Genomic DNA, 24,365 nt, shown 5'->3' on the forward strand with positions numbered 1-24,365 from the left:
TGAAAATCAGGTTTCCTAATTCAGTGATCAGTCCATGGTCTCCTATTTTTCTTCTATAACCTTCAGTTCGTCTCCGATACGGATTTTATAACCTTTTAAAAGCACCATATTCTGTCCAAACATGACTTTTTTACCTATTGTTCTATAGCCTGCTAAAGTTTTGAGCGGTTCTTTGCCTTTGTTGCCAGTTTCTTGGTCTATTGTCGTCATGATACAGCGGGCACAAGGTTTGACAATCTTGAATTGGGCAGAGCCTATTTGGATTTGTACCCAACTGTCTTCCGAAAAACCTTTTCCACCCGAAAAAACCAGGTTCGGCCGAAACCGATCCATGGGCACAGGGTCTTCCAGCTTTTCATTCAGGTCATCCAAAGATCCCTGACCTATCAGCAAATAAGGCATCCCGTCTGCGAAACTGACGGACTCTCCATTGACGGCGTATTTTTCGTCCAGTTTTCTTTGGGTGCTCTCCGGCATGATTACCAAGTCACAGGGTATTTCAAGTTGGGTGCTAAACCAATTGCTGATTTCCTCATCCACAAGCTGTGCTTCTACGCCATCATCCCAGATGGTGACTGTTTTTTTTTCGGTGCTTTTTGGCTCAAAAGGTATAGAAATGTGGATGGTTTCATCCTGCTTGTGCCGTACTTCCAGACCGCTTTCTGAAAGGCTTACTTGAAGCAGGGAGAGTTTGGGGGTGCTTCTTTGGGACATAAATTTCCCAGATGCATCTGTCAGCATCCATCTTCTGTCATACTGCAGGCCCTTTTCTTCCAAAATTGCCTCCGGTAGCCTGATGCCTCCCAATGATTTGATAGGGTAGATATAAATGTCACTTAAATACATATGCTGGTTTTAAAAAGAATTGATCATCAAGTTACAATCTTTTGAATCTTTCAGGTAATTCCGGGGGGAAGATTTTTGTGATTATTCTATAAAATTGGTTTTCCTGTTCCATTTTCAAAAAGTCTATCGGGTTGGATATCCTTCCCAAAAAATCACTTTCTGTTGGCTCATAAGAAAAGAATAAGGCTGTGGCCAAGCAAATAAGAAAAACGACTGCCCATCTTTTTCTTTCTTTTCTACGTTTTGCCAAATTATTCCGAATCATACTACTAAGATACGTATTTTGATAAAATGGTTGCATGGCATGGTTGATTGTTGTAAAATACTTGGATTGGATGCAGTTTTTGTCATGGGATTTTTATGGTTTTGGAAAAGCATGTCAGGTTTCGCCTTTTGTTTTGACATTCCAAACTGACAATCTGACGTGATTTACCACGGGTTTTCCCTTGGCACAACCCTTGCCAATAGGATATTTGTAGTTCAAAAATCAGTAATCAAAAAATAAAAAATATATAATCATGGGAAAAATCATAGGTATAGACTTGGGTACTACGAACTCTTGTGTTGCTGTAATGGAAGGGAATGAGCCAGTGGTCATCCAAAACAGTGAGGGTAGAAGAACCACGCCATCTATCGTGGCATTCTTGGACAACGGCAATGGAGAGAGAAAAGTAGGTGACCCTGCAAAACGTCAGGCAATCACAAACCCAGCAAATACTATTTCATCCGTAAAAAGATTTATGGGGAAGAAGTTTTCTGAAGTTTCAGAAGATAAAAAACATGCTTCTTACAAAGTAGAACAAGGTTCTAACGATACAGTTGCCGTTAAAATCGGTGACAGATCATATACACCACAGGAACTTTCGGCAATGATTCTTCAGAAAATGAAGAGTACTGCGGAAGATTTCTTGGGTCAGGAAGTAACTGAAGCGGTCATCACCGTACCAGCTTACTTCAACGATGCAGAGCGTCAGGCGACCAAAGAAGCTGGACAAATCGCAGGCCTGGAAGTGAAAAGAATCATCAATGAGCCTACTGCTGCGGCATTGGCTTACGGTATGGACAAGAAAAACCAAGATATGAAAATCGCAGTGTATGACCTTGGTGGTGGTACATTTGACGTGTCTATCTTGGAATTGGGTGACGGTGTATTCGAAGTGAAATCTACCAACGGTGATGTTCACCTAGGTGGTGATGACTTTGACCAAGTGATCATCAACTGGCTTGCAGACGAATTCAAGTCTGAAGAGCAAATCGATCTTAGACAAGATCCTATGGCACTTCAGAGATTGAAAGAAGCAGCTGAGAAAGCGAAAATTGAATTGTCAAGCTCTTCTTCTACAGAGATCAACTTGCCTTACATCACTGCGACACAATCAGGTCCTAAGCACTTGGTGAGAACATTGAGCAGAGCAAAATTTGAGCAACTTTCTGAAAGTTTGGTAAGAAGATCTATGGATCCTTGTATCAAGGCTTTGAAGGATGCAGGTCTTTCTGCTTCTGATATCGATGAAGTGATCTTGGTAGGTGGTTCTACCAGAATCCCAAAAATCCAGGAAGAAGTAGAGAAATTCTTTGGCAAGAAGCCTTCAAAAGGTGTAAACCCTGATGAAGTAGTAGCTATCGGTGCTGCAATCCAAGGTGGTGTATTGACTGGTGAGGTTAAGGATGTGTTGTTGCTTGATGTGACTCCTCTTTCTCTTGGTATCGAAACCATGGGTGGGGTTTTCACCAAATTGATCGAATCCAACACGACCATTCCTTCCAAAAAATCAGAAGTATTCTCTACTGCAGCAGACAACCAGCCTGCGGTTGATATCCATGTATTGCAAGGAGAGAGACCAATGGCGAAGGACAACAGGTCTATCGGTAGGTTCCAATTGAGTGATATTCCGCCTGCACAAAGAGGTGTTCCGCAAATCGAAGTGACTTTCGATATTGATGCGAATGGTATCCTCAATGTATCTGCAAAAGACAAAGGCACAGGAAAAGAGCAGAAAATCAAGATCGAAGCTTCTTCAGGTTTGTCTCAGGATGATATTGAAAGAATGAAGAAAGAAGCAGAAGCAAATGCTGCCGGAGATAAAGCAGAGAAAGAGAAAATCGAAAAACTGAACGGAGCTGATAGCTTGATCTTCCAAACTGAAAAGCAGTTGAAAGAATATGGTGACAAGCTTTCCGATGGTAATAAAGCGAATATCTCATCTGCTTTGGAAACATTGAAAACTGCACATCAGTCCCAAGACTTGGCAGGAATCGACGGAGCCATGGAAGGCTTGAACAAAGCTTGGGAAGCTGCTTCCCAGGAGATGTACAATGCTACCGGCGGAGCGGAAGGTGCACAACCAGGAGCTGAAGCAAACGCCGGAGGTTCGGCTGAAGCTGGAGACGGTGTTTCTGATGTAGATTACGAAGAAGTATCTGAGGATAAAAAATAAGCTAGTTTAGCTTTTGGTAAATAAAAAAGGCACCTGTATTTGATATGGGTGCCTTTTTTTAGATATGAGATTTGAGACACAAGACATAAGAATCAAGAGCCAGAGCAAATAGAAAGACAAATTGAAAAGATTTGGCTAAAGCCCCCTAATCTAGTCCTGTATTTCTAATGAATGGGCTAAAGCGCCATCCCAATTCATTGAAAATAGCTTTCTCCTTTTGCTTTGCCTCCTGCTTTAGCTGGAGGAAAAAAATGATCAATAATGAAAAGAGGCTTTAGCCAAAAAATTATCCCCAAAATCTTAAAATTTTCCAATCTTCCAAGTTTAAAATTCCACAATCTTCTAATCCTTGGTAATCAAAGCAAACTCCTTTGCAAAATAACTCAAAATCACATTCGCTCCAGCCCGCTTGATACTGAGAAGGGATTCAAGCATGGCACGTTCTCCGTCCAGCCAGCCTTTTTCAGCAGAGGCTTTGATCATAGCGTACTCTCCACTTACATTGTATGCAGCAATCGGCAAATTGGAATTGTCTTTCAAAAGTCGAATCACATCAAGATAAGCCAAGGCGGGTTTCACCATTAGAAAGTCAGCTCCTTCTTCCGTATCCAAATCAGCCTCTACCAAAGCTTCATAGTAATTGGCAGCATCCATTTGATAGGTTTTCTTGTCTCCTGATTTTGGTGCGGAATCCAATGCGTCACGGAATGGTCCATAAAATGCCGAAGCGTATTTGGCAGTGTAGGACATGATAGACACATCAGTGAAGCCATTTTCATCCAAAATATCTCTGATGAAACCAACCCTTCCATCCATCATATCAGATGGACCTAGAATATCGGCTCCGGCTTGTGCTTGTGCCAAGGACATTTTTCCCAAAATCTCCAACGTTTCGTCATTGAGGATTTTTCCATTCTCCACTAAGCCATCATGTCCGTCAGAACTATATGGATCCATGGCAACATCCGTCATGACAACCACTTCCGGAAATATTGTCTTGATTTTATGGATGGCTTTGAGATAAAAAGTCTCCTGATTATGGCTTTCCGTAGCATATTTGTCTTTTTTGCTTTCGGGATAAGCAGGGAAAATATCAAATGCCATGATGCCAAGGTTGACACATTCCTCGATTTCCTTCAGCATCAAGTCCAGTGAATATCTGTAAATCCCCGGCATGGAAGCTACTTCAATCTTTTGGTTGATTCCATCGATCAGGAACATTGGGAATATAAAGTCTTTGACAGAAAGTCTCGTCTCTTCCACCATATTGCGGATGGCTTGGGATTTTCTATTTCTTCTCGGTCTTCTTTGCATGATTGTGGGTGTCGTTTTGCTGCAAAGTTAACAACATTATTCTGAGGATGTATTTGCTTCCAAAAAACCTTTTATTTTTTGGATATTGATGGGGGAGGCACCTACAAAGACATCTGCTACCTCTCCATTTTTGTCGATCAGTACATGTAGGGGAATGGCTCTGCCTTTGTAATCACTTTTGTCCAAAGACTTGAGCAATGCTGTCGCTGCTTTGTTGCCGAAACTCAGTTCATAGTCGAATTGGAAACTTTTTCTTTTCTTCAAAAAGGTCTCATAGACTTTTTCCGTCTCCTCAGAAAATGCGATAAACCTTACGTTTTCCCCTTTGTAATCATGGACAATTTCATTCATTTCCGGGATTTCTTGAATACATGGGCCACACCAAGTCGCCCAGACATTGATGACAGCTGCTTCGCCCTGTGCCAATTCGGGAATTCCAGAACTTTTTCTCAAGGTTTTGTTGAAGTCCTCTTTGAAGTTCGAGGATGTTTTTTCAGTATTGGAATAAAGAAAAATAAATAGGGACAATACAAAACCTGCAAGTGCTTTCATTTGAATATTTGTTTAGTTGTGACTAAATATATATTCAAATGTGCGAAAATAAAAAAGCTTGCCGTTAAATTATGTTTTGGGCTGGGTTTGCCGCGAGGGTAGTGAAGTAGCGCAAAGGAATTTTTAGGTAAGGTCGTAGCATTTAATCTTTGTGTGTGCTTGCGCTTTCTATTGCAGTTTTTTTTTCTGAAATGGGTTTGCCGCGAAGGTCGCAAAGTGCCGCAAAGGGTTTTTTAGATGAAGTGCGGAGTGTTAAAACTTTGCGTACCCTTGCGCTCCCTGCGGCAAGCTCAAATCAAATTTAGAAATTGATTTGAGCTTGTAGTCTTAACAATGAGCCTTTTTGTCTGTTGTTTGGATTCAGGGAGTTTTCGAAGGTTCTGTCTGATATGGTGTACATGGCGACAAGTTCGAAGTTTTTATGAGGTTGCCATTCCATGCCGATCTCCATTTCTTTTACGCGGTGTTTGGTAGCATCCAATTCGTGTTTTTTTCCACCTTTATAATAATGGTATCTTGTGAAAGGGATAAAGATATCTTTTCCTTTCTTTAGAAAATAAGAAGCCAAAACATAACCACCTTCCAAAGGTGCGTCGTTTACCGTATTTGTTTCCGGGTCATATTCCGGACCTCGCCCCCAGTTGAATTCAGCTTGGATTCCAAATGGCTGGGGATACAGGATAAAGCTTGGCCCATACCTGTATTCTTTGAATTCTGTCTGGTCAAAGTCAGTCTGTGGATTTCTGTTGATGACAAACTTTCCTGTATAGCCTTGGAAGGAGGTTTCGAAGATTTGACCAGATGGCAATTCAAAAGGATAGGTCAATCTCGATACAACATGTAGTGAATTGTTTTTGTCAGGCTGGTTGGCTGTTTGTCCATTGTAAAGTCCAAAGCCAAATACACCATAGTCTCCCGAGCCCTTTAGGCCTGACGAAACCAGATAGCTAAACCTCTTTCGGATCACCGAAGGAGCATAATAGAACATCACTCCTATGTCACGTTCGTTGGCTACTGCGGAGTTGAGTCCGTCATTTCTGTCGAGGGGAGTCCTGTTTTGGCTGGATTGAAGGTTTTCGAAGCCAAATGGAACCTTGCTTTGACCTATTCTGAGCCTGAATTCCTGTTTCTGGTCTAAGCCTAGATCGAAATAGGCATCCCTGATTTGGGCGAAATTACCTCCCCCTGAGGCAAAGTCTGGTTGGATATAGAAATAGACCCTTTCGTGGATTTGTCCATAAAAAACAAGCCTGATTCGTCGGAAGAAAAAGCCACCATTGTCACCCCAAGACTTGTCACATTGATCGCATGATAAGTCGGGATTGGTTTCCAATAATCGGTTGTACCGTAATTGGGCATAGCCACGCAATTGAATGGATTCAAACCAGCTTTTTTTCAAAGTTGCTTGAACCTCTTCCGTTGCGGTTGAATCTCGTTGAATGTCCCTTGCAAAAACATCCTTGGAGAAGACCATCAATCCTAAGACGATGACCATAGCGATTTTGCTTCGCATAACCAGAAAGGGTTTTAATAATAAGAAGTATTGTACAGCGCTACAAAGGTGGTAAGCCAATATTTCTTTATGATGATGGAGAAATTAAATATTTGTTATGTGATTTCCCTATTGTATGACACAGGTAGAGAGATGTGGGATCCAAAAGCTTGAAAAACAATAGTAAATACCATTTTTATACTGGTTTCCATTATTACCAAAATGTTAAGGAAACTCAAACATTAAATTAAGGGCAAAAAATTGTTAAGTAAATTTCGGTGAAGGCAATAAATAAACCCTTCAAGGGTTCAATACCCCTTGAAGGGTTGGGTTTCTGAAATAGGTTCAAACTCCTTGAAGGATTGGGAGGTGGTTTGGAATATTAAAACAAATCCAAAACAGTTTCCAGTTTGAGGTTTTTGTAATCATTGATGTATAGGTCGCAAGGTGGAAGCTCATCTTTGGTATGTGAAGAAAGTACACCGACTACCTTCATGCCTGCATTCAAAGCGGCTGTTACACCAGAGAATGAGTCTTCAAATACGATACAGTTTTTGGGAGATACTTTTAGGTTATCGGCAGATTTGAGGTAGACTTCAGGATCAGGTTTGTGTTTGCTGACATTTTCACTTGCCAAGACAGACTCCATTTTATTCAGAAGAGAAAGATTGCCTGCTATCAACTCTAAGTTTGCCAATGGTGCTGAAGTAGCTACTCCGGTCAGGATATTCTTTGCTTTGATGGTGTCCAAGAATTCCAGGTATCCAGCTATTGGGATGATCTTGTCGGCATAGATTTCCCTGAACAGGCTCTCCTTTTCGTCTTCAAGCTGAAGCAATTCTTCGCCTTCTATTTTTCTGCCGAAAAAATGGCTCATGATATATGAATTGCTTTTGCCATACATGTGCTCGGCAAATTCCTCTTCTGTTGGCTGCATATCTCTTTTGGCAAAAAATGATTTGAATGCCATGGAATGAAAAGGGTTGGTGTGGCAGATCACTCCGTCCATATCGAAAATTATTGCTTTTTGCATGGGCTAATAGGTTTGGTTTTGATTTGGTGCAAAGGTAAAGCATACAACCGAAATGCCACAGGATGTTGGGGAAACAGTTTCGTTTTAATTGTTTGCATCTTTGCATTTTCCAGATTTTGATCCTTCATTGGTACGCTTAACTAGAATTAACTTTAGATTAAACCATAAAACAAGAATTGTGCTTATGTTCGCTGTACTTATACTCTATGAAAATAATTGGCTTATTATTTATGATTACCTTGACTGTCCAAGCAACACTTGGAGCAGAAGTTGATTATGTTTTAGTGCCCTTGGATCACAATGATGCCAACAGTGTAAAAATCAAAGTAGAGTATGCATTTGTAAATGGTTTTGATCCTGACAAAGAAACAATCGTAGTTTTGTCGGATGCCTTGGATGGGTGTTTTATGAACTTTTTGCCACAGCTGGACTTATCCAAAAAGTACAACGTCGTGTATTTTCAAGGGAGATCAAAGTCTCAGGAAGTAAGCCAGCTTGTAAACTATACTGGGCAAAGGAACTGGTCCAATGCCTACAAATGGTTGAACATAGATCAGCAAGCCAAAGATCTCGCTTGGTGGAGGAAAGAGGTTTTGGGGGATGGGCAGGTCCATCTGATTGCTTATCCAAGTGCCTCAGGTATAGCGCTTCATTATCTCAGTGTTTTTCCAGATAAAGTTGGTAAAATGATTATCATCAATCCTCTTCTTTTTGATTTGCAGAGGAATATGAACTTTAGACCATTTGAATTCCTTGGTGATGTGATTCAAGAATTATATTCACTGGAAAAATGGATTAAGTTCGCTTGGTATGTTGGTTTAGACCAGCCTTTCGATGATTCTAGGAGGAAGAAACTAGTCATGCAAAACAAGGTTTTTCAATTTAATAACTGGCAATATTTAATCCCGGATATCAATGAGGATCATTTAAATGAGATAGCTGTAAAAGTCCGTCTTTTTGAACATAGCCGAAACTACTTATATGACCACTTGTCATCCCGATCTACTCCCAAGGTCATTCGGTGGATGAATAACAATAGCCAAGAGCTTTGGGAAGCATATTTAAACAATCCATTTGAGTTTGTAGGCATGCATTATGATCGGTTGACCGAGTTCTCCGGAAAATTGATGATGGTTTGTTCGACCCAAAACCTGATCATCAATCCAAAGACATTTGAAGGCTTGGCAGAATTCATTCCAAACCCTACCATGCTCTATATCAAAGATGCCCATGCGTTACATAAGTTGTATGCACAATCAGAATGGACTCAAGTGCTCCAAAGTTTTTTCGGCAATGATGTACAAGGGCAGATCAACGCTTTCGAAAATCTCCAATCCAAAGGATTGATTCATTGAAGATTGATTTAGCCATCAGATAGTTGTTATTTTAACCACGGAGTTCACAAAGTTTTCACGAGGTTCACTAATGAATCAATGCCATTGTGTCCTTTGTGCAACCTTGGAGCTCTTTGTGGTAAGTTTTCTTCTTTTGTAAAACACTGTGAAGAATGGGGTTTTGGGGTGTTGTAATTTTTCAGCTGAAGGTATTAATACTCTCAGCATTATAACACATTCAAAAAATAACGGAGGATGTATCCCTAGTTAAGATGGAATGCCATGGTTTAAAATTACCATGGCACTCCATTCAGAGTTCTCTTTCAGATTATATCTCCCATATTCCAATCCTATTTCAACTGTATATCCACCATATTTCTACTTTATTTCATCAAAGATCAATCTGATCAAAGTGATGGACATCAGCGTAGTTATATTTCACTGGAGATTATTTCAATTATCAAATTCCTTCACCACCTTCTCGATAATATCACAGCACTCATGCAGTTGCTCCTCGGTCATCACCAGAGGTGGAGCAAAACGGATGATATTGCCATGGGTTGGCTTTGCTAAGAGCCCATTGTCTTTCAGGGCTACACACATGTCCCAGGCAGTGGAACTGTCTTCAGAGTCGTTGACTACAACGGCATTGAGCAAGCCCTTGCCTCTTACCAACTTCAGAATGCTGTATTTATCCACCAAAATTTGCATTCTCTCTCGGAAAATTCCCCCGAGTTTTCGCGCATTAACGGCAAGTTTTTCGTCTCTTACCACTTCCAAGGCAGCGATTGCTACTTTTGCTCCAAGTGGATTACCTCCGAAAGTAGAGCCGTGCTGTCCCGGTTTGATGACGTTCATGATGTCATTATTGGCAAGGACAGCTGACACTGGATAGAATCCACCAGAAATGGCTTTGCCCAAAATCAGCATGTCAGGCTGAGTATAGCTAGACTGCTTTTCGCAATGTGCCTCACAGGTGCAGTTTCCACATACGGCTAGTAGGGAGCCCGTTCTGGCGATACCAGTTTGGATTTCATCGGCGATGAAAAGTACATTTTTGGCTTTGCAAGCTTCAGATACTTTTTTGATAAAATCTTCGGCAGGTGTATAGACTCCTGCTTCACCTTGGATAGGCTCGACTAGAAATGCGACCACATTTTTATCTTCCAAAGCTTTTTCCAAAGCAGGAATATCATCATAAGGTATCTTTACAAAACCCGGCGTGTATGGGCCGAAGTTTTTGCGGGCATTTTCATCATTTGAAAAAGAGATGATAGTAGTTGTTCTTCCATGGAAGTTGTTTTCAGCCACTACGATCACAGCCTCGTGTTCGGCGACCCCCTTTTTTTCATAGCCCCATTTCCTGGCGATCTTCAAAGCAGTCTCCACTCCCTCAGCTCCGGTATTCATCGGCAGGACTTTGTCAAATCCAAAATAGGATGTGATGTATTTCTCAAAGGGGCCAAGCACATCATTGAAAAAAGCACGGGATGTCAATGTCAATGTGCCAGCTTGTTCAATCAACGCATTTTTGATCCTAGGGTGGCAGTGGCCTTGGTTTACTGCCGAATAGGCAGAAAGAAAGTCAAAATATCTTTTTCCCTCTACATCCCATAGGAATACGCCCTCTCCTTTTGATAAGACTACAGGGAGTGGATGGTAGTTATGTGCCCCATATTTATCTTCCAGTTCAATGGCCTGCTTGCTTGAATTTATTGTTTCCATCATAAAATTTGTAATTTTACAGCTTTAAATTTAGCTGTGTGAAAAGGTTAAGCGTCTTTCACAAATATAGTAAAAGCGATAGAGGATAAAGAATGAATTCAAAAAAGAAGCCAGTTGAACCGACGAAACTCATACCGGGGGATTATTACTTGAATTCTAATGGGATGATGGTGTTCACCGCCCAATATCATCTAAGAAGAGGCTATTGCTGCGGAAATGGCTGCAAGCATTGTCCATATAAGGAAGAGGCAAAAGGTTGAAGAAATAAGGGGTTGAAGAATTATAAAATTGGAAGATTATCAAATGGGATGGTGCTTTAGCCCGTCCTTAAGAAAAGTAATGCTAAAAAATTGGCTTTAGCCATATCTTTAATAACCACTTGAATCCCCAATATCCATTGGGCAGACTTTATGTCTCTTCTCATCTGTCAATTCTTATTTAATCTCTATTTGACAGCAAAAGGTCAGTGGGGCACAAGACTTCGGGGGAAAGTCAGACAAATCAACTTTATAAAAGAACTGTCGGCTTTTAAAAAACCTAACAGCTCTCATCCAATACGAGAATCAAATATTTCGCCGAAGGCTTATTTCTATTATATCGCAAAGCATATATCAGTCTTTGACTTTTCGATTTTACTGTGGCTTGTGTCCTTACAAACCAATCTGTCTAATAGCTAAAGTTCTGTGGGGACACAGAACTTGGGGAAGAACTTCATGTTGCTTGTACTCTTTAATTACTAATTAATGTATCAATCTTGGGGGGGGGCTGGCCTTTAGGCGGAGACTTTAGTGTTTTTTCTTTGTGAACTTGGTGTTTTTACTTGGTGACCTTTGTGGTAAAAATTATAACCACAAAGATCACCAAGTTTTTTACAAAGGAACACAAAGTCTCGGGTTCACTTTAGTCTTCTTTAGGCGAAACCAAACCTATCGGTCTTTAGTCGATAGTTGTTTAGTGTTAATCATACTACTAGCATCCTAGTCCCTTATCAACCTAATCAACCAATAACTTATTCCCCACCAAGAATTATGCGTCCTGTGTCTATTGTCTTGAATCTTTTGTCTTTTTCCCCTAATCATCCACATTTTTAAAACTTTACGGAATTATTTTGAATGTTGGTTTTGGTAATTCAGCAAAAACTCCGATATTTGCAGACTCAATTATAAAAACGTCTTAAATATTACGATCATATATCATGGCAAAAGTTTGTGACATCACCGGTAAGAGACCTCAAGTAGGTAACAATGTATCGCATGCGAACAACAAGACCAAGCGTAAATTCCTTCCAAACTTACATAAGAAATCTTTCTATGTGCCTGAAGAAGATGCTTGGATCACATTGAAAGTTTGTTCAAAGGCTTTGAGAACCATCAACAAGAATGGTATCAGTTCAGTTTTGAAAAAAGCTCAAAACGAAGGTTTCATTATCATTAAATAATAAGATTTACTCTTTATAAAAAATCAGAGCGATGGCTAAGAAAGGTAACAGAGTACAAGTGATTATGGAATGTACAGAGCACAAAGCTTCTGGTGTTCCAGGTACTTCAAGATACATCACAACAAAAAACCGTAAGAATACAACTGAGAGATTGGAATTGAAAAAATTCAACCCTATCTTGAAGAAAGTAACGGTTCATAAAGAAATTAAATAATCTAGGACTGTTGTCGAAAGGCAATATATAAAACCTCAAAGATATGGCTAAGAAAGTAGTAGCAACCCTGAAGAAAGAAGGTGGTGTAACTTACGCTAAGGTTATCAAGGCTGTCAAGTCTGAAAAAACCGGAGCTTACACCTTCAGAGAAGAGATGGTTCCAACCACTATGGTTCAGGAAACCTTGAAAAAATAATTACGATTTGCATCATTATGCAAATATAAAGTCCCTCTGAGTACGACTCTAGAGGGACTTTTTTATTATATTCGGGCTCAAATTGTAAATGTTATGGGAATTTTTGGCTTCTTCTCCAAAGAGAAAAAAGAAAGTCTTGATCAAGGTCTTCAGAAATCAAGTGATAATATCTTAACAAAACTTAGCAAAGCCGTAGTTGGCAAATCTAAAGTTGATGAGGCTGTACTCGATGAACTGGAAGAAATTCTGATCACTTCTGATGTAGGTGTGGATACTACAATCAAAATCATCAGAAGGATAGAAGAGCGTGTCTCAAAAGATAAATATGTAAATACTGCCGAGCTGGATGTTATTCTCAGAGAAGAAGTGGTGGGATTACTGGAAGAAAACCAAAGTGTTGATCTGGCTGACTTTGATCTCCCTGCCGACAAAAAGCCATATGTCATCATGGTGGTGGGCGTGAATGGAGTGGGAAAGACTACCACAATCGGTAAATTGGCCCATCAGTTTAAGCAAGCTGGGAAATCAGTAGTACTTGGAGCTGCCGATACTTTTAGGGCTGCGGCTGTTGACCAATTGATCCTTTGGGGGAATAGAGTCGATGTGCCTGTGATATCCCACGGTATGAACACCGACCCGGCTTCTGTTGCTTTTGATACAGTCAAGAAAGCAGTCGAGATGAATGCTGATGTAGTGATCGTAGATACAGCAGGTAGACTGCACACAAAAGTGAATTTGATGAATGAATTGACCAAGATAAAAAGGGTCATGCAAAAATTCATCGAAGATGCGCCTCATGAGATTCTTCTGGTCTTGGATGGTTCCACTGGACAGAATGCATTCCTCCAAGCCAAGGAATTTACCAAGGCTACTGATATCAATGCACTTGCGATCACCAAATTGGATGGGACAGCAAAAGGTGGCGTTGTAATCGGAATTTCTGATCAATTCAAAATCCCAGTAAAATACATCGGTGTCGGGGAAAAAATGACAGATCTGCAGGTTTTCAACAGAAAGGAGTTTGTGGATTCTCTTTTCAAGAAGAAAAAGTAAATCTCGTCAACAGTAGTCTTTGCTTTAATCTTTTAATATCCTTTTTTAGAATTTAGGACATGGCAAAATAGTGTCTCTTCTTCTAGGTTTTCCTTGGTTTTGGCTGGGGAAAACATAGGAGATGCTGACCTCATGAGCCCCTCCAGACTGTATGCCCAAATTGGATACAGTGTAATCAAAGCTGTAGCCCATGTTCAAGCCCGAAAGCAAGTTGACGCCTACCATCATGACGATGGCATCACGATTACTTTGTTGTTCTACGGGTTTGTAGGGTAAGCCTCTATACCAAAGCCCAAAAATAATTGGCTCCATAAATAAATAAGCTCCGACATCTAGCTGTTCAAAGGGACCTTGCCTTTTGTAATTGACTGTAGGTACAAAATACCGCTCCTTGAACATGTGGGTGAAATCATTTCTGTACCCACCAGATCCCAAAGAAATCTTATAGCCGGTATGAAGCGAAAGTTTCATAGGAAGGTTGCTTATCCCATTGTCGATAAAAGATTGGTTGGGTTGGTTGACGTGGTGGACAGATGCCCCCAGCCAAAATTTTTCTGTAAAAAACAAGCCTCCCAAAGACAGTGAAAGCAAGTTGACTGGTTCTCCCAGACCGGGGATTTCATCACCGGGGAGTGTGGGTCCAAATGGGTCGGTAGGGTCAATTTGATTGGCGAAGATCAGATTTTCATAAAAACCAATGTCCCGTCTGATGTAGCTTGCCTGAAATCCCGGCCTGAAATAAGCACCTTGTCCGATTCTTAGTTCGTAGGAATATAGCCCTGAAATAGTAGTAGACCTTAATTGGGCGGCTCCCTCGACATCATTCATGACAAGGAGACCGACCCCGCTGTTATAGTCATCAAGATACGTGTCAATGTATGCAGAGAAGGTGGTAAACTGTGCATTCATTCCCGGCCATTGGTTTCTATAGTTTGCACCAATACGTGTAGCCTGTTCTGAACCTGTAAAAGCAGGATTCAAATATAAAGGCGCTGCATAATATTGACTATATTGCGGGTCTTGCGCATTGGAAGATCCCACAATAAAAATACATGAGCATGTGAAAAAAAGAAGGAATAGATGAGACCTAATCAAGTTTTTGTTCGTTTATTTAAGATATCCAATTTATTAGGTAAACGTTGATGACTTAGCCTTGTTTTACCTTCGGAATGTAAAATATGAAAAGCCCCTTTAAATCTATAAAGTTTAATTTGATTTTCACACTTTTATGTGTGCTGACATGCATATTTTCCATAAAAAGTGGTTTTTCACAAGGTGTAAATAACAATGAGTGGATTTTTGGGTACTGTGGTTCGGGACAGGAAAACAATTACCTGTCTTTTGGGAGAGGGGAAGATCCTGTTGTAAGAACCTTGCCTGGGTCTATTGTGGTGGGAGAAAACAACAATGCAATAGCAATAGACCCCATCACTGGGAATGTTATTTTTTATACCAATGGGGAGTTGGTATATAACTCGGACGATCTGCAAATGCAAGGGGCGCCAAATGGGATCAATGGAAATATTGATGGAAGGCAACAGGTTGCCATTGGTACCTTGGGCTATGATCCAGATGGAGATAGGTTGTTCTACACTTTTCACATTTCCCCGGCAGGGCAATTGCTCTATTCTGTCGTGGATATGAATGCTCTTGGTGGAGCAGCGGGAAATCAACCTCCTTTGGGTGAGGTGATTACTCTGAACCAAAATATCGGTCAGGCCAGCGGTGCAATCGCCGTAATCAAGTCTTCACAATCACCTTCCTATTTGATTAGCTTCTCTGGAGGGAATTTGGTTTCAAAGAGAATAGAGGATACCCAAGGTGATTTTACTGATACTGATGATATTAACATTCCCTTTACTCCGAAAGCCATCATCTTCAATGAGGAAACTGGACAGTTGATGCTGATCCCGGAGAACCCTAATGAAGATCTGATTTTGATAGATTATGATACTGCCACGGGCAGTTTCGGAGCTGTCAGCACGGTTTCCCAATCAGGTGGGGATGATGCCATCGAAGGTGTCTCATTTAGCCCTGATGGAGCGTTTGTTTACTTTTCGAGGGGAAATGAATTGTTTAGAGTTCCCACAAACGATCTGGATGCCGAACCTGAATTGATTCCTTTGGAAAATGAAATTTTTAATATTTATGATATCAAGGTGGGGCCAGATGGCAGGTTGTATTATATCTATGAAGAAGTAGAAGGTGGTCCTCAGCTTATCGGAAGGGTAGATAATCCCGATGAAGAAGATTTAGATGAATTGGAAATAAATGAAGATCCGTTTGATGGGGTGGATTTTTGTGGCAGGATTTTTCCACAGTTTGCGCCCAATGCAGATGTTGAAGCAGATGTGGATTTTACTTGGGAGCCAGAAGAACCCTGTAGTAACAATCCTGTCCAGCTTACAAGCAGCATCACACCTTTGAACTATAGGCCTGTAAGTTTCGAGTGGTCTTTTGAGCCGGTACTGACAGATGAAGATGGGGATCCAATAGAAATTGATTTCAATCAGGAACATTTGCTTTTGCCGGCAGAGGCGACCGCTGATCAAAGTGTGACAGCAACGCTTGTAGTGACATTTGCGGATGGGACTACAAGGCAAGTGACCAAAACAATCAATCTATTGGAGAATGATCTGGAAGCTAATTTTTCTCCCCAAGACACCACTATTTGTGCGCCAAACTGTATTGATTTGATGCCGCTTTTGGAAGCTCAGCAGGGAGAAGAGGGGCAAGGTGGACAGCCTGGTGGTGGTGGAGTCGGTGGACCTGGAGGTGGCGGTAATTTTGAATATTTTTGGTCAAATAAGCGTGATAGAGGTTGGATGGGAGAGGAGCCAAATGAAGTTTGTGAGCCTGGATTGTATTGGGCGTTGGTTAGGGAAGAGGGGTCTTCTTGCTATGCCTATGCAAGTATCCGGGTGCGGATTTGGGATTTGGATGATCAGAGTAATAATGTCTGGTATTTTGGGGATGGCGCTGGGATGGACTTCAATCCAGACCCAGATGATCCAAATGGCCCTATACCAAGGGCAGTTACGCATCCGCAAAATATTCCCGCAGGCACTACAACCATTTCAGATGAAACTGGGCAAGTATTGTTCTACACTGATGGGTCCACTGTTTGGGATCTGAACGGTGATGTCATGGAAAATGGCGAAGATATTGGAGGGAGTAACCAGGCCTCGGAAGGTGTTTTGGCAGTCCCTATTCCCCAAGACGAGACGATTTTTTATCTTTTCACAACATCTACGGCAGCTGACGGGAGCAATCAGGTGAAATTTTCCCTGGTAGATATCAAATCTGAGAACCCTACAGGTGTTGGGAATGTAGTAACAAAAGACAATTTCTTGTTCAGCCCTTCCACAGAGCATTCTGCGGCACTTGCAGCGGGGGATACTACCTGGGTACTTTTCCATGAATTGGGAAACAATACATTTAGGGCTTATCCTGTCAATGGGTTTGGGATTGGGCCACCTGTATTCTCCTCTGTTGGCTCTACCCATGGATTTGATACTGGGGTTGGAGGTATGAAGTTTAGCCCTGATGGATCGAAGGTGGCGGTGACCATCCAAGACGGTGCCTGTAGCAGGGTGGAGCTTTTTGATTTTGACCAAAGTACAGGGCGATTGACGGAGTATGCTTTGGTGGATCTGGATTGTAATGGAGACGATGTTTATGGAGTGGAGTTTTCAAATGACAGCGATAGGATCTTCGTCACTTACACTGGAAATGGAGGAAAAGTGGAGGAGTTTACCATCCAAAGCCCCACATCACAAGATGAAGATGATGATTTGAGTTGTGGGGAATGTTTCGAGTCTGCCACTACAAGTGCACAAAGAGCACAGTGTATATTGGATTCCAGAAATGATTTGGGGATCAATGGGCCGATTGGAGCGATCCAAATGGGACCTATGGGAGATATCTATGTGGCAAGGCCGGGGCAGAATTTCTTGGGAACAATCCAGCCTGGAAGTTTGTGTACGCCAAGTACTGGTACGACAGATGGTTTTCAATTATTGCCGGGAACAAGCTCTAATTTGGGACTCCCGTCATTTGTACAGCAGTCGGGAAGCAGTATTCCCGAACCGGAAATATCAGGCCCGGAAAGATTATGCTTGGATCCAGAGAATGGTGCGGAAGGTCTCTTTGAGGGTGCTGGCGAACCGGATATTGACAGTTACTTCTGGACGATTACCCATGAAGATGGAGAGGTGGTCTTTGAAGGGGGAGGCCCAGGTGAAGAGAATCAGACTTTGACATATTTTTTCCAAAGGGATGGCTTGTTTACTGTTGCCTTGCTGGTAGATAGGTGTGGTGACGCAGCGTATTACGAAGGCGAGTGGGAGGTATTGGTAGTTGCGCCACCTGCGATCACTTTGGAAGATGATGTGACTCTCTGTAGCGGCACTCCTGTTACTTTGACCGCAATAGATGGCTATGATCCAGCAGAGGGACTCTATGATTTTGAATGGAGAAATGCGGCTGGATTCCAAATTGGTGATGAGAATTCCAATGAAATTACAGTAGAAGAGGAAAGTATTTATACCGTGACGGTATCATTTAGAAATACCAATGAGGACGAAGAGTTTTTTGATGCTTGTCCAGCTACAAGATCGGTTTTTGTTGGTCCTGCTTTTGAATTTGAACTGACACAGACTGCCGAAGAGGTTTGTCATGATGAATCATTGGTGGTTTTTGCTCCAAATACCCCTGTGTCGGGAGAGTGGTTTTATCAGCTTGTAGGCTCTCCTGATAGGGTTCAGTTTCCGGTAGGTGAAGCATTTGAACTCGAAATTACCCCCTCTCAGGATTTGCCAGGCCCTGGTCAGTACGAGATCATCTTTATCACAGAAGATCCGATTGTACCAGGTTGTATGGTAGAAAAAGTGTTAGAGTTGGAGGTGTTTCCATTGCCGGATTTTGAAATAGTCTACTTGATTCCAGAAGCCGACTGCGATAATCCAGAGGGTAGCTTTGAAGTTACTGTCTTGGTTGATGTAGCATTGATTGAGGTGTTGGAAACAGGGGATTCTTTTACGAATATTTCTGCGGGAACAATTCTTCCTGTTTTTGAGAATCTCGATCCGGGGAACTATACCATCCGGGCAGAAACTGCTTTCGGATGCGAGCTTACCCAAACTGCCACTATTTCTAATGCAAGCCCACCTGCTGAGCTTGAAGATGTGGTTTTGGAGAGTACTGGTGAAGCATGTGGGGTAAATGAAATTTTACCGGGATCCATTACAATAGCATTGAATGCCCCCCCAACAGGCACCTATACCTATACCATCACCCGTCAGGGAGATGGGGAAGAGCTTACAGGAAGTCTTGCAGGACAAAGTACCCTTATCCAAGGTTTGAGGCATGGTGAGTATGAGGTTCAAATTGAGGATGCAACTGGCTGTGCGGTACCTGTTGGAGAAGTAGTTGTTCAGCGAAGATTCTTGGTTGATTTTTCAGTCCCTTCGAATGTCGTGGCCTGTGAGATTTTTGAATTTGAACCCTTGAGTCAGTCAAACTTAACCTATGAAGTAGAGGGACCTGATGGACTTGTAGCTCCAGATGCAGACGGTATCTATACCTTGCTGACTACTGGAGTCTATACCGTATATGCAGAAGGACAGGATGGAGATGCTTGTCCAAGAGAAAGGACCATCGATTTGACCATCAATGATGCCATTCAATTTGATCTTTCCGAACCCCAAGTGGATTGTGTGACAGGGGTGTCGTATGAAGCAATTCTGAATGGAACTGATCCTGCTGATGTGTTTTTCTTCTGGAGAAATGCAAATGGGGATGTGGTGGGAAGGAGCCAGGTTTTCAACCCTTCTGGGGCTGGTGATTATACATTGGACGTACAGCCTAGGGTAGGGTCAAATTGCCCGACACCTCCCATACCGTTTACAGTTGAGGAATTTGAAAATGAACTGGATTATGAGGTGGAGGTACTTCCTTTTTGTGCCGAAGATCCCTTTACGACAATTACCATCAGTGGAGATTTGGATAACACAAGCATAGAGTGGTTCAGGATTGAAGGAACCAACAGGATTCCCCTTACGGAATTTGAAGATTCAAGTGTGTATACCGCTACAGTAGATGGTTTGTATGAATTTGTGATCAGGAATGATTTCGGATGTGTAGTAGGTAGGGAGCAGGTTTCAATCAGGCAGTCAGACTTGGAAAGTCCGGTGTTGCTGGAGTCGTATACTATTTGTGCTTTGGAAAATATCTTGACTGAAATCGACCCGGGACAATATGAGAATTATGAATGGTACAAAGCAGGAGAAGAACTTCCTGTGTCAACAGAACCTACATTTACCCCTACAGAAGAAGGGCGATACAGACTTGTAGTGTTTGATGATTTGGGTTGTGAGGAAGAAGTCGAATTTGATGTTGTGGAAGAATGCAACCTGTTGATTAGATTTCCCAATGCCATGAATCCAAGTCATCCTTCTGGAAACAAAGGTTTTGTGGTTTATACCAATGAGTTTATTGACGAATTGGCAGTGTTTATATACAATCGATGGGGAGAGTTGATTTTTTATTGTGAAGAAAGTAACCTGCCAAGAGACACGACAACTGGATACTGCCCATGGGATGGAAAAGTGAATGGAGAGATTGTCCCGATTGGAACATATCCGGTGGTTGTACGGTTTAGGAGTAACAACCAGAATATTACAAGGACGCTTAGGGAAGCGATCTTGGTCATCGAATAGATTAGAATAATTTATAATATATGCTTACATTGATATCACCTGCCAAGACTTTGGATTTGTCGAGTACCGAAGTGGAAGTTTTTACGACACCTGATTTTCAAAAAGAAACTTTTGAGTTGGTGTCTATCATGAAGAAAAAGAGTACTGATGATATTAGGAAACTCATGGGAGTAAGCGAAAATATCGCTTCTTTGAATGAAAAGAGATACAAAGAGTTTAAAAAAACTTTTGATACAGAGAATGCCAAACAGGCTTTACTGGCATTCAAAGGGGATGTTTATACCAAGATCGATGTGGATAATTTTTCCAGAGAGGATTTTGAGTTTGCCCAAATCCACCTCAGGATATTGTCAGGTTTGTATGGTTTATTGAAGCCGATGGATTTGATACAGCCATATAGATTGGAGATGGGGATTAAATTGGAAAACAAGAAGGGTAAAAACCTGTATGAGTTTTGGAACAACAGGATTGCGAAAGCTATCAATGCCGCAGCGGATGGTGAGCCTATCGTTAATTTGGCATCACAGGAATACTTCAAGGCGGTCAATCAAGATGCTCTAAAGTCAAAAGTCGTTTCCCCTGTTTTTCAGGAATACAAAAATGGTAAATATCAGATTGTAGGCATTTTTGCAAAGCAAGCAAGAGGGATGATGACAGACTTTATTATCAAAAATAGAATCAATGACCCAGAGCAATTGAAAACTTTCAATGAGGCAGGCTATGAATTGTTTGGTGATGGGGCTGAGTGGAGGTTTGTGAGGTGATTTTTGAAAGCTGTGTGTGGTTGGGATAAGGTATGAATAAAATAGAAATAGTGAGAAAATAAAGTAGATATACCATAGAAATATGGTAGAAATAAAGTTGAAATATTCAGGGCCAATTATTGGGGAATTCGATTGTATTAGGTAAAGGACAGTAGAGGGGTGATGTAGACGTGGAGTTGTTAAATGGGACCAATCTGATTTAAAAGAGATTCTTCTTTTATCTATAGTCATGAATTTTCTATATTTGTTTAATATTAGGCTTTTCAAAAATGAACAAATACCTAAAATACACCAAGAATTTTTATTTCGTCTTCACGGCATTGTTTGTCCTGTGGATGATATTCATAGATTCCAATGATATTTTTTCCCATTTCAAGTTGAATTCCAAAGTGAAGGAATTGGAGAATCAAAAGGAATTTCTCTTGGAGAGAAAAGAAAAAATCAAGCAAGACAGGGAAGAATTGATGAGCAATTACGAACTTCTTGAGAAGTTTGCCCGTGAAAGGTATTTGATGAAAAAGAAAACTGAAGACCTCTATGTTATTATCCAAGACAAATAATAAACACTACACATTCCTTCTCCTAGCTTTATTTTTTTGTTTGAGTTTCGGTGCACAGGCACAGCGGGAAATTGATACCGAAAGTAATCCGCCACTTAAGGACAGACTGTATTACGGAGGAAATCTAGCCATGCAATTTGGTACAATCACCTTTGTGGATGTATCCCCTCTGGTGGGAGCAATGATAACAGATAAGTTTTCTGGAGGTGTTGGTGCTACTTATCAGTATTTTGATGATAGACGTTTTGTTGGGAACTCTACAGGCAATAGAAGTTTATATGGAGGACGTACTTTTTTGAGATACAATGTGTTCCCCAGTATCTTCGCACATACGGAGTTCGAAATGTTGAATTTTGATTTGTATAATAGAAGTACTTTGGAGTATCGAAGGGAATGGGTGCCTGCCTTTTTTGTAGGTGCAGGATATTTTGTTCCATTTGGTAACCGAGGCGGGGCTAATTTTACGTTTTTGTACAATCTACTCCACGATAATTTAAGATCACCCTATAATGAACCTTATGTGATTCGGGTGGGTTTTGTTCTATGATTTGAAATCACTCCAAACAGCATGAAAAATTTGATTGACAAAATATACAAATCCCATCAAGATTGCCCGGAATGCCCTTCACCAAAGCTCATCCAGACTTTTTTTGAAAGCTTGTTGGGTTTGCTTTTTCCTGAATATGCGTTGAACATCATGCGGGACAAAGAGGAAATAGGGGAGAATTTAGAAGCTTTAAAGTTACAGTTTTCTGATATTTTGAGAAGAAACAAACATTTACATCAAGGTGATGGAGATGCGCTAAGCGCCAGGTTTTTTGAAAGCCTTTCGGAAGTATTTGATTTGATTCATCAGGATGTTGATGCGATGTTTACAGGGGATCCTGCTTCCAAGTCCAGAGCTGAGATTTTGAGATGTTACCCAGGTTTTTATGCGATTGCCGCATATAGGGTTTCCCATGAGATGTATTTGCTTGGAATCAAGATGATCCCGAGGATCATCACTGAATTTGCGCATAGCAGAACAGGGATAGATATCCACCCGGGAGCAAGTATTGGACATCACTTTTGCATAGATCATGGTACAGGATTGGTGATTGGAGAGACTACGGTCATAGGCAATCATGTAAAATTGTATCAGGGAGTGACACTGGGCGCATTGAGTGTGCACAAGGAGGATGCTGACACCAAGCGCCATCCGACCATCGAAAATAATGTGGTGATCTATGCAGGAGCCACCATATTGGGAGGAAATACCGTAATCGGGGAGAATTCCATCATTGGTGGAAACGTCTGGTTAACCAGATCAGTGCCGGCAAACAGTAAAATTTACTATCAAGCAAGAATGTATGATGCCGATTCTGAAAAGACCGATATGTATGTCTTCAGGAATGATTCAGAATAGGTTTTGCTTAATCAAGAAAAATGAAATTATTTGAATTAATAGGGAGTACCCCCATGGTGGAGTTGAATGCGATTCCCACCAATCCCAAGGTCAAGATTTTTTGCAAATTGGAAGGACAAAATCCAGCTGGAAGCGTCAAGGATAGGGCTGCCTACAATATGATTTCATCTGCTTTGGATAGAGGTGATATCAAAGAGGGAGATAGTCTTGTGGAGGCTACAAGTGGTAATACCGGAATAGCCTTGGCGATGGTAGCGAATTTGCTCGGGGTAAAAATGACGCTGATCATGCCCGACAACTCTACCAAAGAGCGGGTATTGTCTATGGAGGCATATGGTGCAAAAGTAATCCTTACCCCAGCTGATAAAACCATTGAGTATTCCAGGCAATTGGCAGAGAAAATGGCTGATGAGGAAGAGTTTTTTATGCTGAACCAATTTGCAAACGAAGATAATTACCTCGCCCACTATAAATCCACGGGGCCTGAGATATGGAATGATTCCAATGGACAAGTGACACATTTTGTGTCTGCGATGGGGACCACCGGGACTATTATGGGAGTTTCTAAATTTCTCAAAGAGAAAAATAATGCCATACAAATCATAGGTACACAGCCTACTGACGGATCAAGCATTCCGGGTATCAGGAGATGGTCACCTGAGTTTTTGCCGGAGATATTTGATCCCAAGCGCGTAGATAAAATTATAGATGTGAGTGAGGAGGATGCTACTTTAATGACACGGAGAATGGCAATGGAAGAAGGGATCCTTGCTGGGATGAGTAGTGGTGGGGCATTGTGTGCGGCAATACAGGTCGCCTCTGAAATATCTGAGGGGCTGATAGTTTGTATTGCCTGTGATCGTGGGGACCGTTACCTGAGTTCTGATCTATTTGGGTGAGAATTGTATAGTTATCTGCTGCCAAGTTTATGTACCAAGCAGGAGGGAGAACCTCTCGCTTTTAGGCGAAGCTTTTAGTTTAATGCTTTTGTGTTCCTTGTGGTAAAGTTTTTTTTACCACCAAGTCCACTAAGGTTTCACCAAGTCCACAAGGTCCAGATTCTGTCTGGTATTGGCTTAAAAGCAATTTTCCTACATATTCATCTTTTGGTATTCACAAAAAAATCCCGGAACATTAGTCTGCCCCGGGATTGTAAAAATAATATTCGATTTTACTTAATATGACTCCCCACAATCTTACACGTAGTGTTGAATTGCTGCAATAATTAATCTGTCGAATAATTTTTCACCGAAATACCTTCTGTTTAGCTTATATACGAACT

At 41.3% G+C, this 24,365-nt stretch carries 21 protein-coding genes; 14 read left to right on the forward strand and 7 right to left on the reverse strand.

The features are described 5' to 3' along the window. Nucleotides 1-42: 42 nt before the first annotated feature. On the reverse strand, nt 43-846 hold the full coding sequence (locus ACFSKL_RS02655; RefSeq protein WP_376883288.1) for an MOSC domain-containing protein: 804 nt from the start codon (nt 844-846) through the stop codon (nt 43-45). 299 nt (nt 847-1,145) lie between these two features. Between ACFSKL_RS02655 and ACFSKL_RS02660 the strand changes: the two genes are divergently transcribed. After that, complete coding sequence (locus tag ACFSKL_RS02660; RefSeq protein ID WP_376883290.1) at nt 1,146-1,274, forward strand: hypothetical protein; 129 nt, start codon at nt 1,146-1,148, stop codon at nt 1,272-1,274. Nucleotides 1,275-1,364: 90 nt separating this feature from the next. Beyond that, entirely contained in the window at nt 1,365-3,284 is a 1,920-nt protein-coding gene (gene dnaK / locus ACFSKL_RS02665; RefSeq protein WP_376883292.1) for a molecular chaperone DnaK, read from the forward strand. A 342-nt stretch (nt 3,285-3,626) separates the two neighbouring features. Here the strand turns inward: dnaK and hemB are convergent, their stop codons facing one another. From hemB to ACFSKL_RS02685, 4 genes are all read right to left on the reverse strand, one after another. Then, nucleotides 3,627-4,598 carry a porphobilinogen synthase gene (hemB, locus tag ACFSKL_RS02670; protein ID WP_376883294.1) on the reverse strand — a complete coding sequence of 324 codons (972 nt, stop codon included), beginning with the start codon at nt 4,596-4,598 and terminating at the stop codon, nt 3,627-3,629. A 36-nt stretch (nt 4,599-4,634) separates the two neighbouring features. Beyond that, nucleotides 4,635-5,150: a TlpA family protein disulfide reductase gene (locus tag ACFSKL_RS02675; RefSeq protein ID WP_376883296.1), complete on the reverse strand. Its 516-nt coding sequence runs from the start codon at nt 5,148-5,150 to the stop codon at nt 4,635-4,637. Nucleotides 5,151-5,451: 301 nt separating this feature from the next. Continuing rightward, on the reverse strand, nt 5,452-6,663 hold the full coding sequence (locus tag ACFSKL_RS02680; protein ID WP_376883298.1) for a porin: 1,212 nt from the start codon (nt 6,661-6,663) through the stop codon (nt 5,452-5,454). A gap of 361 nt (nt 6,664-7,024) precedes the next feature. Next, the gene (locus ACFSKL_RS02685; protein ID WP_376883300.1) at nt 7,025-7,675 is read right to left on the reverse strand and encodes an HAD family hydrolase; all 651 of its coding nucleotides are present in this window, start codon (nt 7,673-7,675) and stop codon (nt 7,025-7,027) included. A 206-nt stretch (nt 7,676-7,881) separates the two neighbouring features. Here ACFSKL_RS02685 and ACFSKL_RS02690 point away from each other — a divergent pair, with 206 nt between their 5' ends. Further along, on the forward strand, nt 7,882-9,030 hold the full coding sequence (locus ACFSKL_RS02690; protein ID WP_376883302.1) for an alpha/beta fold hydrolase: 1,149 nt from the start codon (nt 7,882-7,884) through the stop codon (nt 9,028-9,030). 432 nt (nt 9,031-9,462) lie between these two features. Here the strand turns inward: ACFSKL_RS02690 and rocD are convergent, their stop codons facing one another. Further along, on the reverse strand, nt 9,463-10,737 hold the full coding sequence (rocD, locus tag ACFSKL_RS02695; protein WP_376883304.1) for an ornithine--oxo-acid transaminase: 1,275 nt from the start codon (nt 10,735-10,737) through the stop codon (nt 9,463-9,465). Between the two features lie 89 nt (nt 10,738-10,826). Between rocD and ACFSKL_RS02700 the strand changes: the two genes are divergently transcribed. The 5 genes from ACFSKL_RS02700 (at nt 10,827) to ftsY (ending at nt 13,635) form a co-directional block, all read left to right on the forward strand. Further along, nucleotides 10,827-10,994: a DUF5522 domain-containing protein gene (locus ACFSKL_RS02700; protein ID WP_376883309.1), complete on the forward strand. Its 168-nt coding sequence runs from the start codon at nt 10,827-10,829 to the stop codon at nt 10,992-10,994. 935 nt (nt 10,995-11,929) lie between these two features. Beyond that, nucleotides 11,930-12,172, forward strand: coding sequence for a 50S ribosomal protein L28 (rpmB, locus tag ACFSKL_RS02705; protein WP_014770902.1), 243 nt, complete (start codon nt 11,930-11,932; stop codon nt 12,170-12,172). A gap of 31 nt (nt 12,173-12,203) precedes the next feature. Continuing rightward, on the forward strand, nt 12,204-12,386 hold the full coding sequence (gene rpmG, locus ACFSKL_RS02710) for a 50S ribosomal protein L33 (RefSeq protein WP_014770901.1): 183 nt from the start codon (nt 12,204-12,206) through the stop codon (nt 12,384-12,386). 43 nt (nt 12,387-12,429) lie between these two features. Further along, a complete protein-coding gene (locus tag ACFSKL_RS02715; protein ID WP_376883312.1) occupies nt 12,430-12,582 on the forward strand; it encodes a DUF4295 domain-containing protein in 153 nt (50 codons plus the stop codon). 93 nt (nt 12,583-12,675) lie between these two features. After that, nucleotides 12,676-13,635: a signal recognition particle-docking protein FtsY gene (gene ftsY / locus ACFSKL_RS02720; RefSeq protein ID WP_376883314.1), complete on the forward strand. Its 960-nt coding sequence runs from the start codon at nt 12,676-12,678 to the stop codon at nt 13,633-13,635. Between the two features lie 45 nt (nt 13,636-13,680). On the opposite strand, the gene ACFSKL_RS02725 is transcribed toward ftsY, so the two are convergent. Then, entirely contained in the window at nt 13,681-14,730 is a 1,050-nt protein-coding gene (locus ACFSKL_RS02725; protein ID WP_376883316.1) for a PorP/SprF family type IX secretion system membrane protein, read from the reverse strand. A gap of 83 nt (nt 14,731-14,813) precedes the next feature. Here ACFSKL_RS02725 and ACFSKL_RS02730 point away from each other — a divergent pair, with 83 nt between their 5' ends. The 6 genes from ACFSKL_RS02730 to cysM all read left to right on the forward strand — a co-directional run bounded on the left by ACFSKL_RS02730 (nt 14,814) and on the right by cysM (nt 23,982). Then, nucleotides 14,814-20,354 (forward strand): hypothetical protein, encoded by a 5,541-nt coding sequence (locus tag ACFSKL_RS02730; protein ID WP_376883318.1) that lies wholly within the window; start codon nt 14,814-14,816, stop codon nt 20,352-20,354. 20 nt (nt 20,355-20,374) lie between these two features. Further along, complete coding sequence (gene yaaA / locus ACFSKL_RS02735; protein WP_376883320.1) at nt 20,375-21,118, forward strand: peroxide stress protein YaaA; 744 nt, start codon at nt 20,375-20,377, stop codon at nt 21,116-21,118. A 269-nt stretch (nt 21,119-21,387) separates the two neighbouring features. Then, the gene (locus tag ACFSKL_RS02740; protein ID WP_376883322.1) at nt 21,388-21,678 is read left to right on the forward strand and encodes an FtsB family cell division protein; all 291 of its coding nucleotides are present in this window, start codon (nt 21,388-21,390) and stop codon (nt 21,676-21,678) included. Continuing rightward, on the forward strand, nt 21,656-22,225 hold the full coding sequence (locus ACFSKL_RS02745) for a hypothetical protein (protein ID WP_376883324.1): 570 nt from the start codon (nt 21,656-21,658) through the stop codon (nt 22,223-22,225). The genes ACFSKL_RS02740 and ACFSKL_RS02745 overlap by 23 nt, the downstream gene beginning before the upstream one ends. A 21-nt stretch (nt 22,226-22,246) precedes the next feature. Continuing rightward, nucleotides 22,247-23,083 carry a serine O-acetyltransferase EpsC gene (gene epsC / locus ACFSKL_RS02750; RefSeq protein ID WP_376883326.1) on the forward strand — a complete coding sequence of 279 codons (837 nt, stop codon included), beginning with the start codon at nt 22,247-22,249 and terminating at the stop codon, nt 23,081-23,083. A gap of 20 nt (nt 23,084-23,103) precedes the next feature. Next, on the forward strand, nt 23,104-23,982 hold the full coding sequence (gene cysM / locus ACFSKL_RS02755; RefSeq protein ID WP_376883328.1) for a cysteine synthase CysM: 879 nt from the start codon (nt 23,104-23,106) through the stop codon (nt 23,980-23,982). Nucleotides 23,983-24,365 lie beyond the last annotated feature (383 nt).

It is taken from the genome of Belliella marina (assembly GCF_042682445.1).
Classification (GTDB): Bacteria; Bacteroidota; Bacteroidia; order Cytophagales; family Cyclobacteriaceae; genus Belliella; species Belliella marina.

Coding starts and splice junctions, on each gene's coding strand:
- hemB (WP_376883294.1), bottom strand. CDS start 4,598: ATGCAAAGAAGACCGAGAAGAAATAGAAAATCCCAAGCCATCCGCAAT.
- ACFSKL_RS02700 (WP_376883309.1), top strand. CDS start 10,827: ATGAATTCAAAAAAGAAGCCAGTTGAACCGACGAAACTCATACCGGGG.
- cysM (WP_376883328.1), top strand. CDS start 23,104: ATGAAATTATTTGAATTAATAGGGAGTACCCCCATGGTGGAGTTGAAT.
- ACFSKL_RS02740 (WP_376883322.1), top strand. CDS start 21,388: ATGAACAAATACCTAAAATACACCAAGAATTTTTATTTCGTCTTCACG.
- rocD (WP_376883304.1), bottom strand. CDS start 10,737: ATGATGGAAACAATAAATTCAAGCAAGCAGGCCATTGAACTGGAAGAT.
- ACFSKL_RS02655 (WP_376883288.1), bottom strand. CDS start 846: ATGTATTTAAGTGACATTTATATCTACCCTATCAAATCATTGGGAGGC.
- ACFSKL_RS02715 (WP_376883312.1), top strand. CDS start 12,430: ATGGCTAAGAAAGTAGTAGCAACCCTGAAGAAAGAAGGTGGTGTAACT.
- ACFSKL_RS02730 (WP_376883318.1), top strand. CDS start 14,814: ATGAAAAGCCCCTTTAAATCTATAAAGTTTAATTTGATTTTCACACTT.
- ACFSKL_RS02680 (WP_376883298.1), bottom strand. CDS start 6,663: ATGCGAAGCAAAATCGCTATGGTCATCGTCTTAGGATTGATGGTCTTC.
- ACFSKL_RS02675 (WP_376883296.1), bottom strand. CDS start 5,150: ATGAAAGCACTTGCAGGTTTTGTATTGTCCCTATTTATTTTTCTTTAT.
- ACFSKL_RS02745 (WP_376883324.1), top strand. CDS start 21,656: ATGTTATTATCCAAGACAAATAATAAACACTACACATTCCTTCTCCTA.
- epsC (WP_376883326.1), top strand. CDS start 22,247: ATGAAAAATTTGATTGACAAAATATACAAATCCCATCAAGATTGCCCG.
- ACFSKL_RS02660 (WP_376883290.1), top strand. CDS start 1,146: ATGGCATGGTTGATTGTTGTAAAATACTTGGATTGGATGCAGTTTTTG.
- dnaK (WP_376883292.1), top strand. CDS start 1,365: ATGGGAAAAATCATAGGTATAGACTTGGGTACTACGAACTCTTGTGTT.
- rpmG (WP_014770901.1), top strand. CDS start 12,204: ATGGCTAAGAAAGGTAACAGAGTACAAGTGATTATGGAATGTACAGAG.
- rpmB (WP_014770902.1), top strand. CDS start 11,930: ATGGCAAAAGTTTGTGACATCACCGGTAAGAGACCTCAAGTAGGTAAC.
- yaaA (WP_376883320.1), top strand. CDS start 20,375: ATGCTTACATTGATATCACCTGCCAAGACTTTGGATTTGTCGAGTACC.
- ACFSKL_RS02685 (WP_376883300.1), bottom strand. CDS start 7,675: ATGCAAAAAGCAATAATTTTCGATATGGACGGAGTGATCTGCCACACC.
- ACFSKL_RS02690 (WP_376883302.1), top strand. CDS start 7,882: ATGAAAATAATTGGCTTATTATTTATGATTACCTTGACTGTCCAAGCA.
- ftsY (WP_376883314.1), top strand. CDS start 12,676: ATGGGAATTTTTGGCTTCTTCTCCAAAGAGAAAAAAGAAAGTCTTGAT.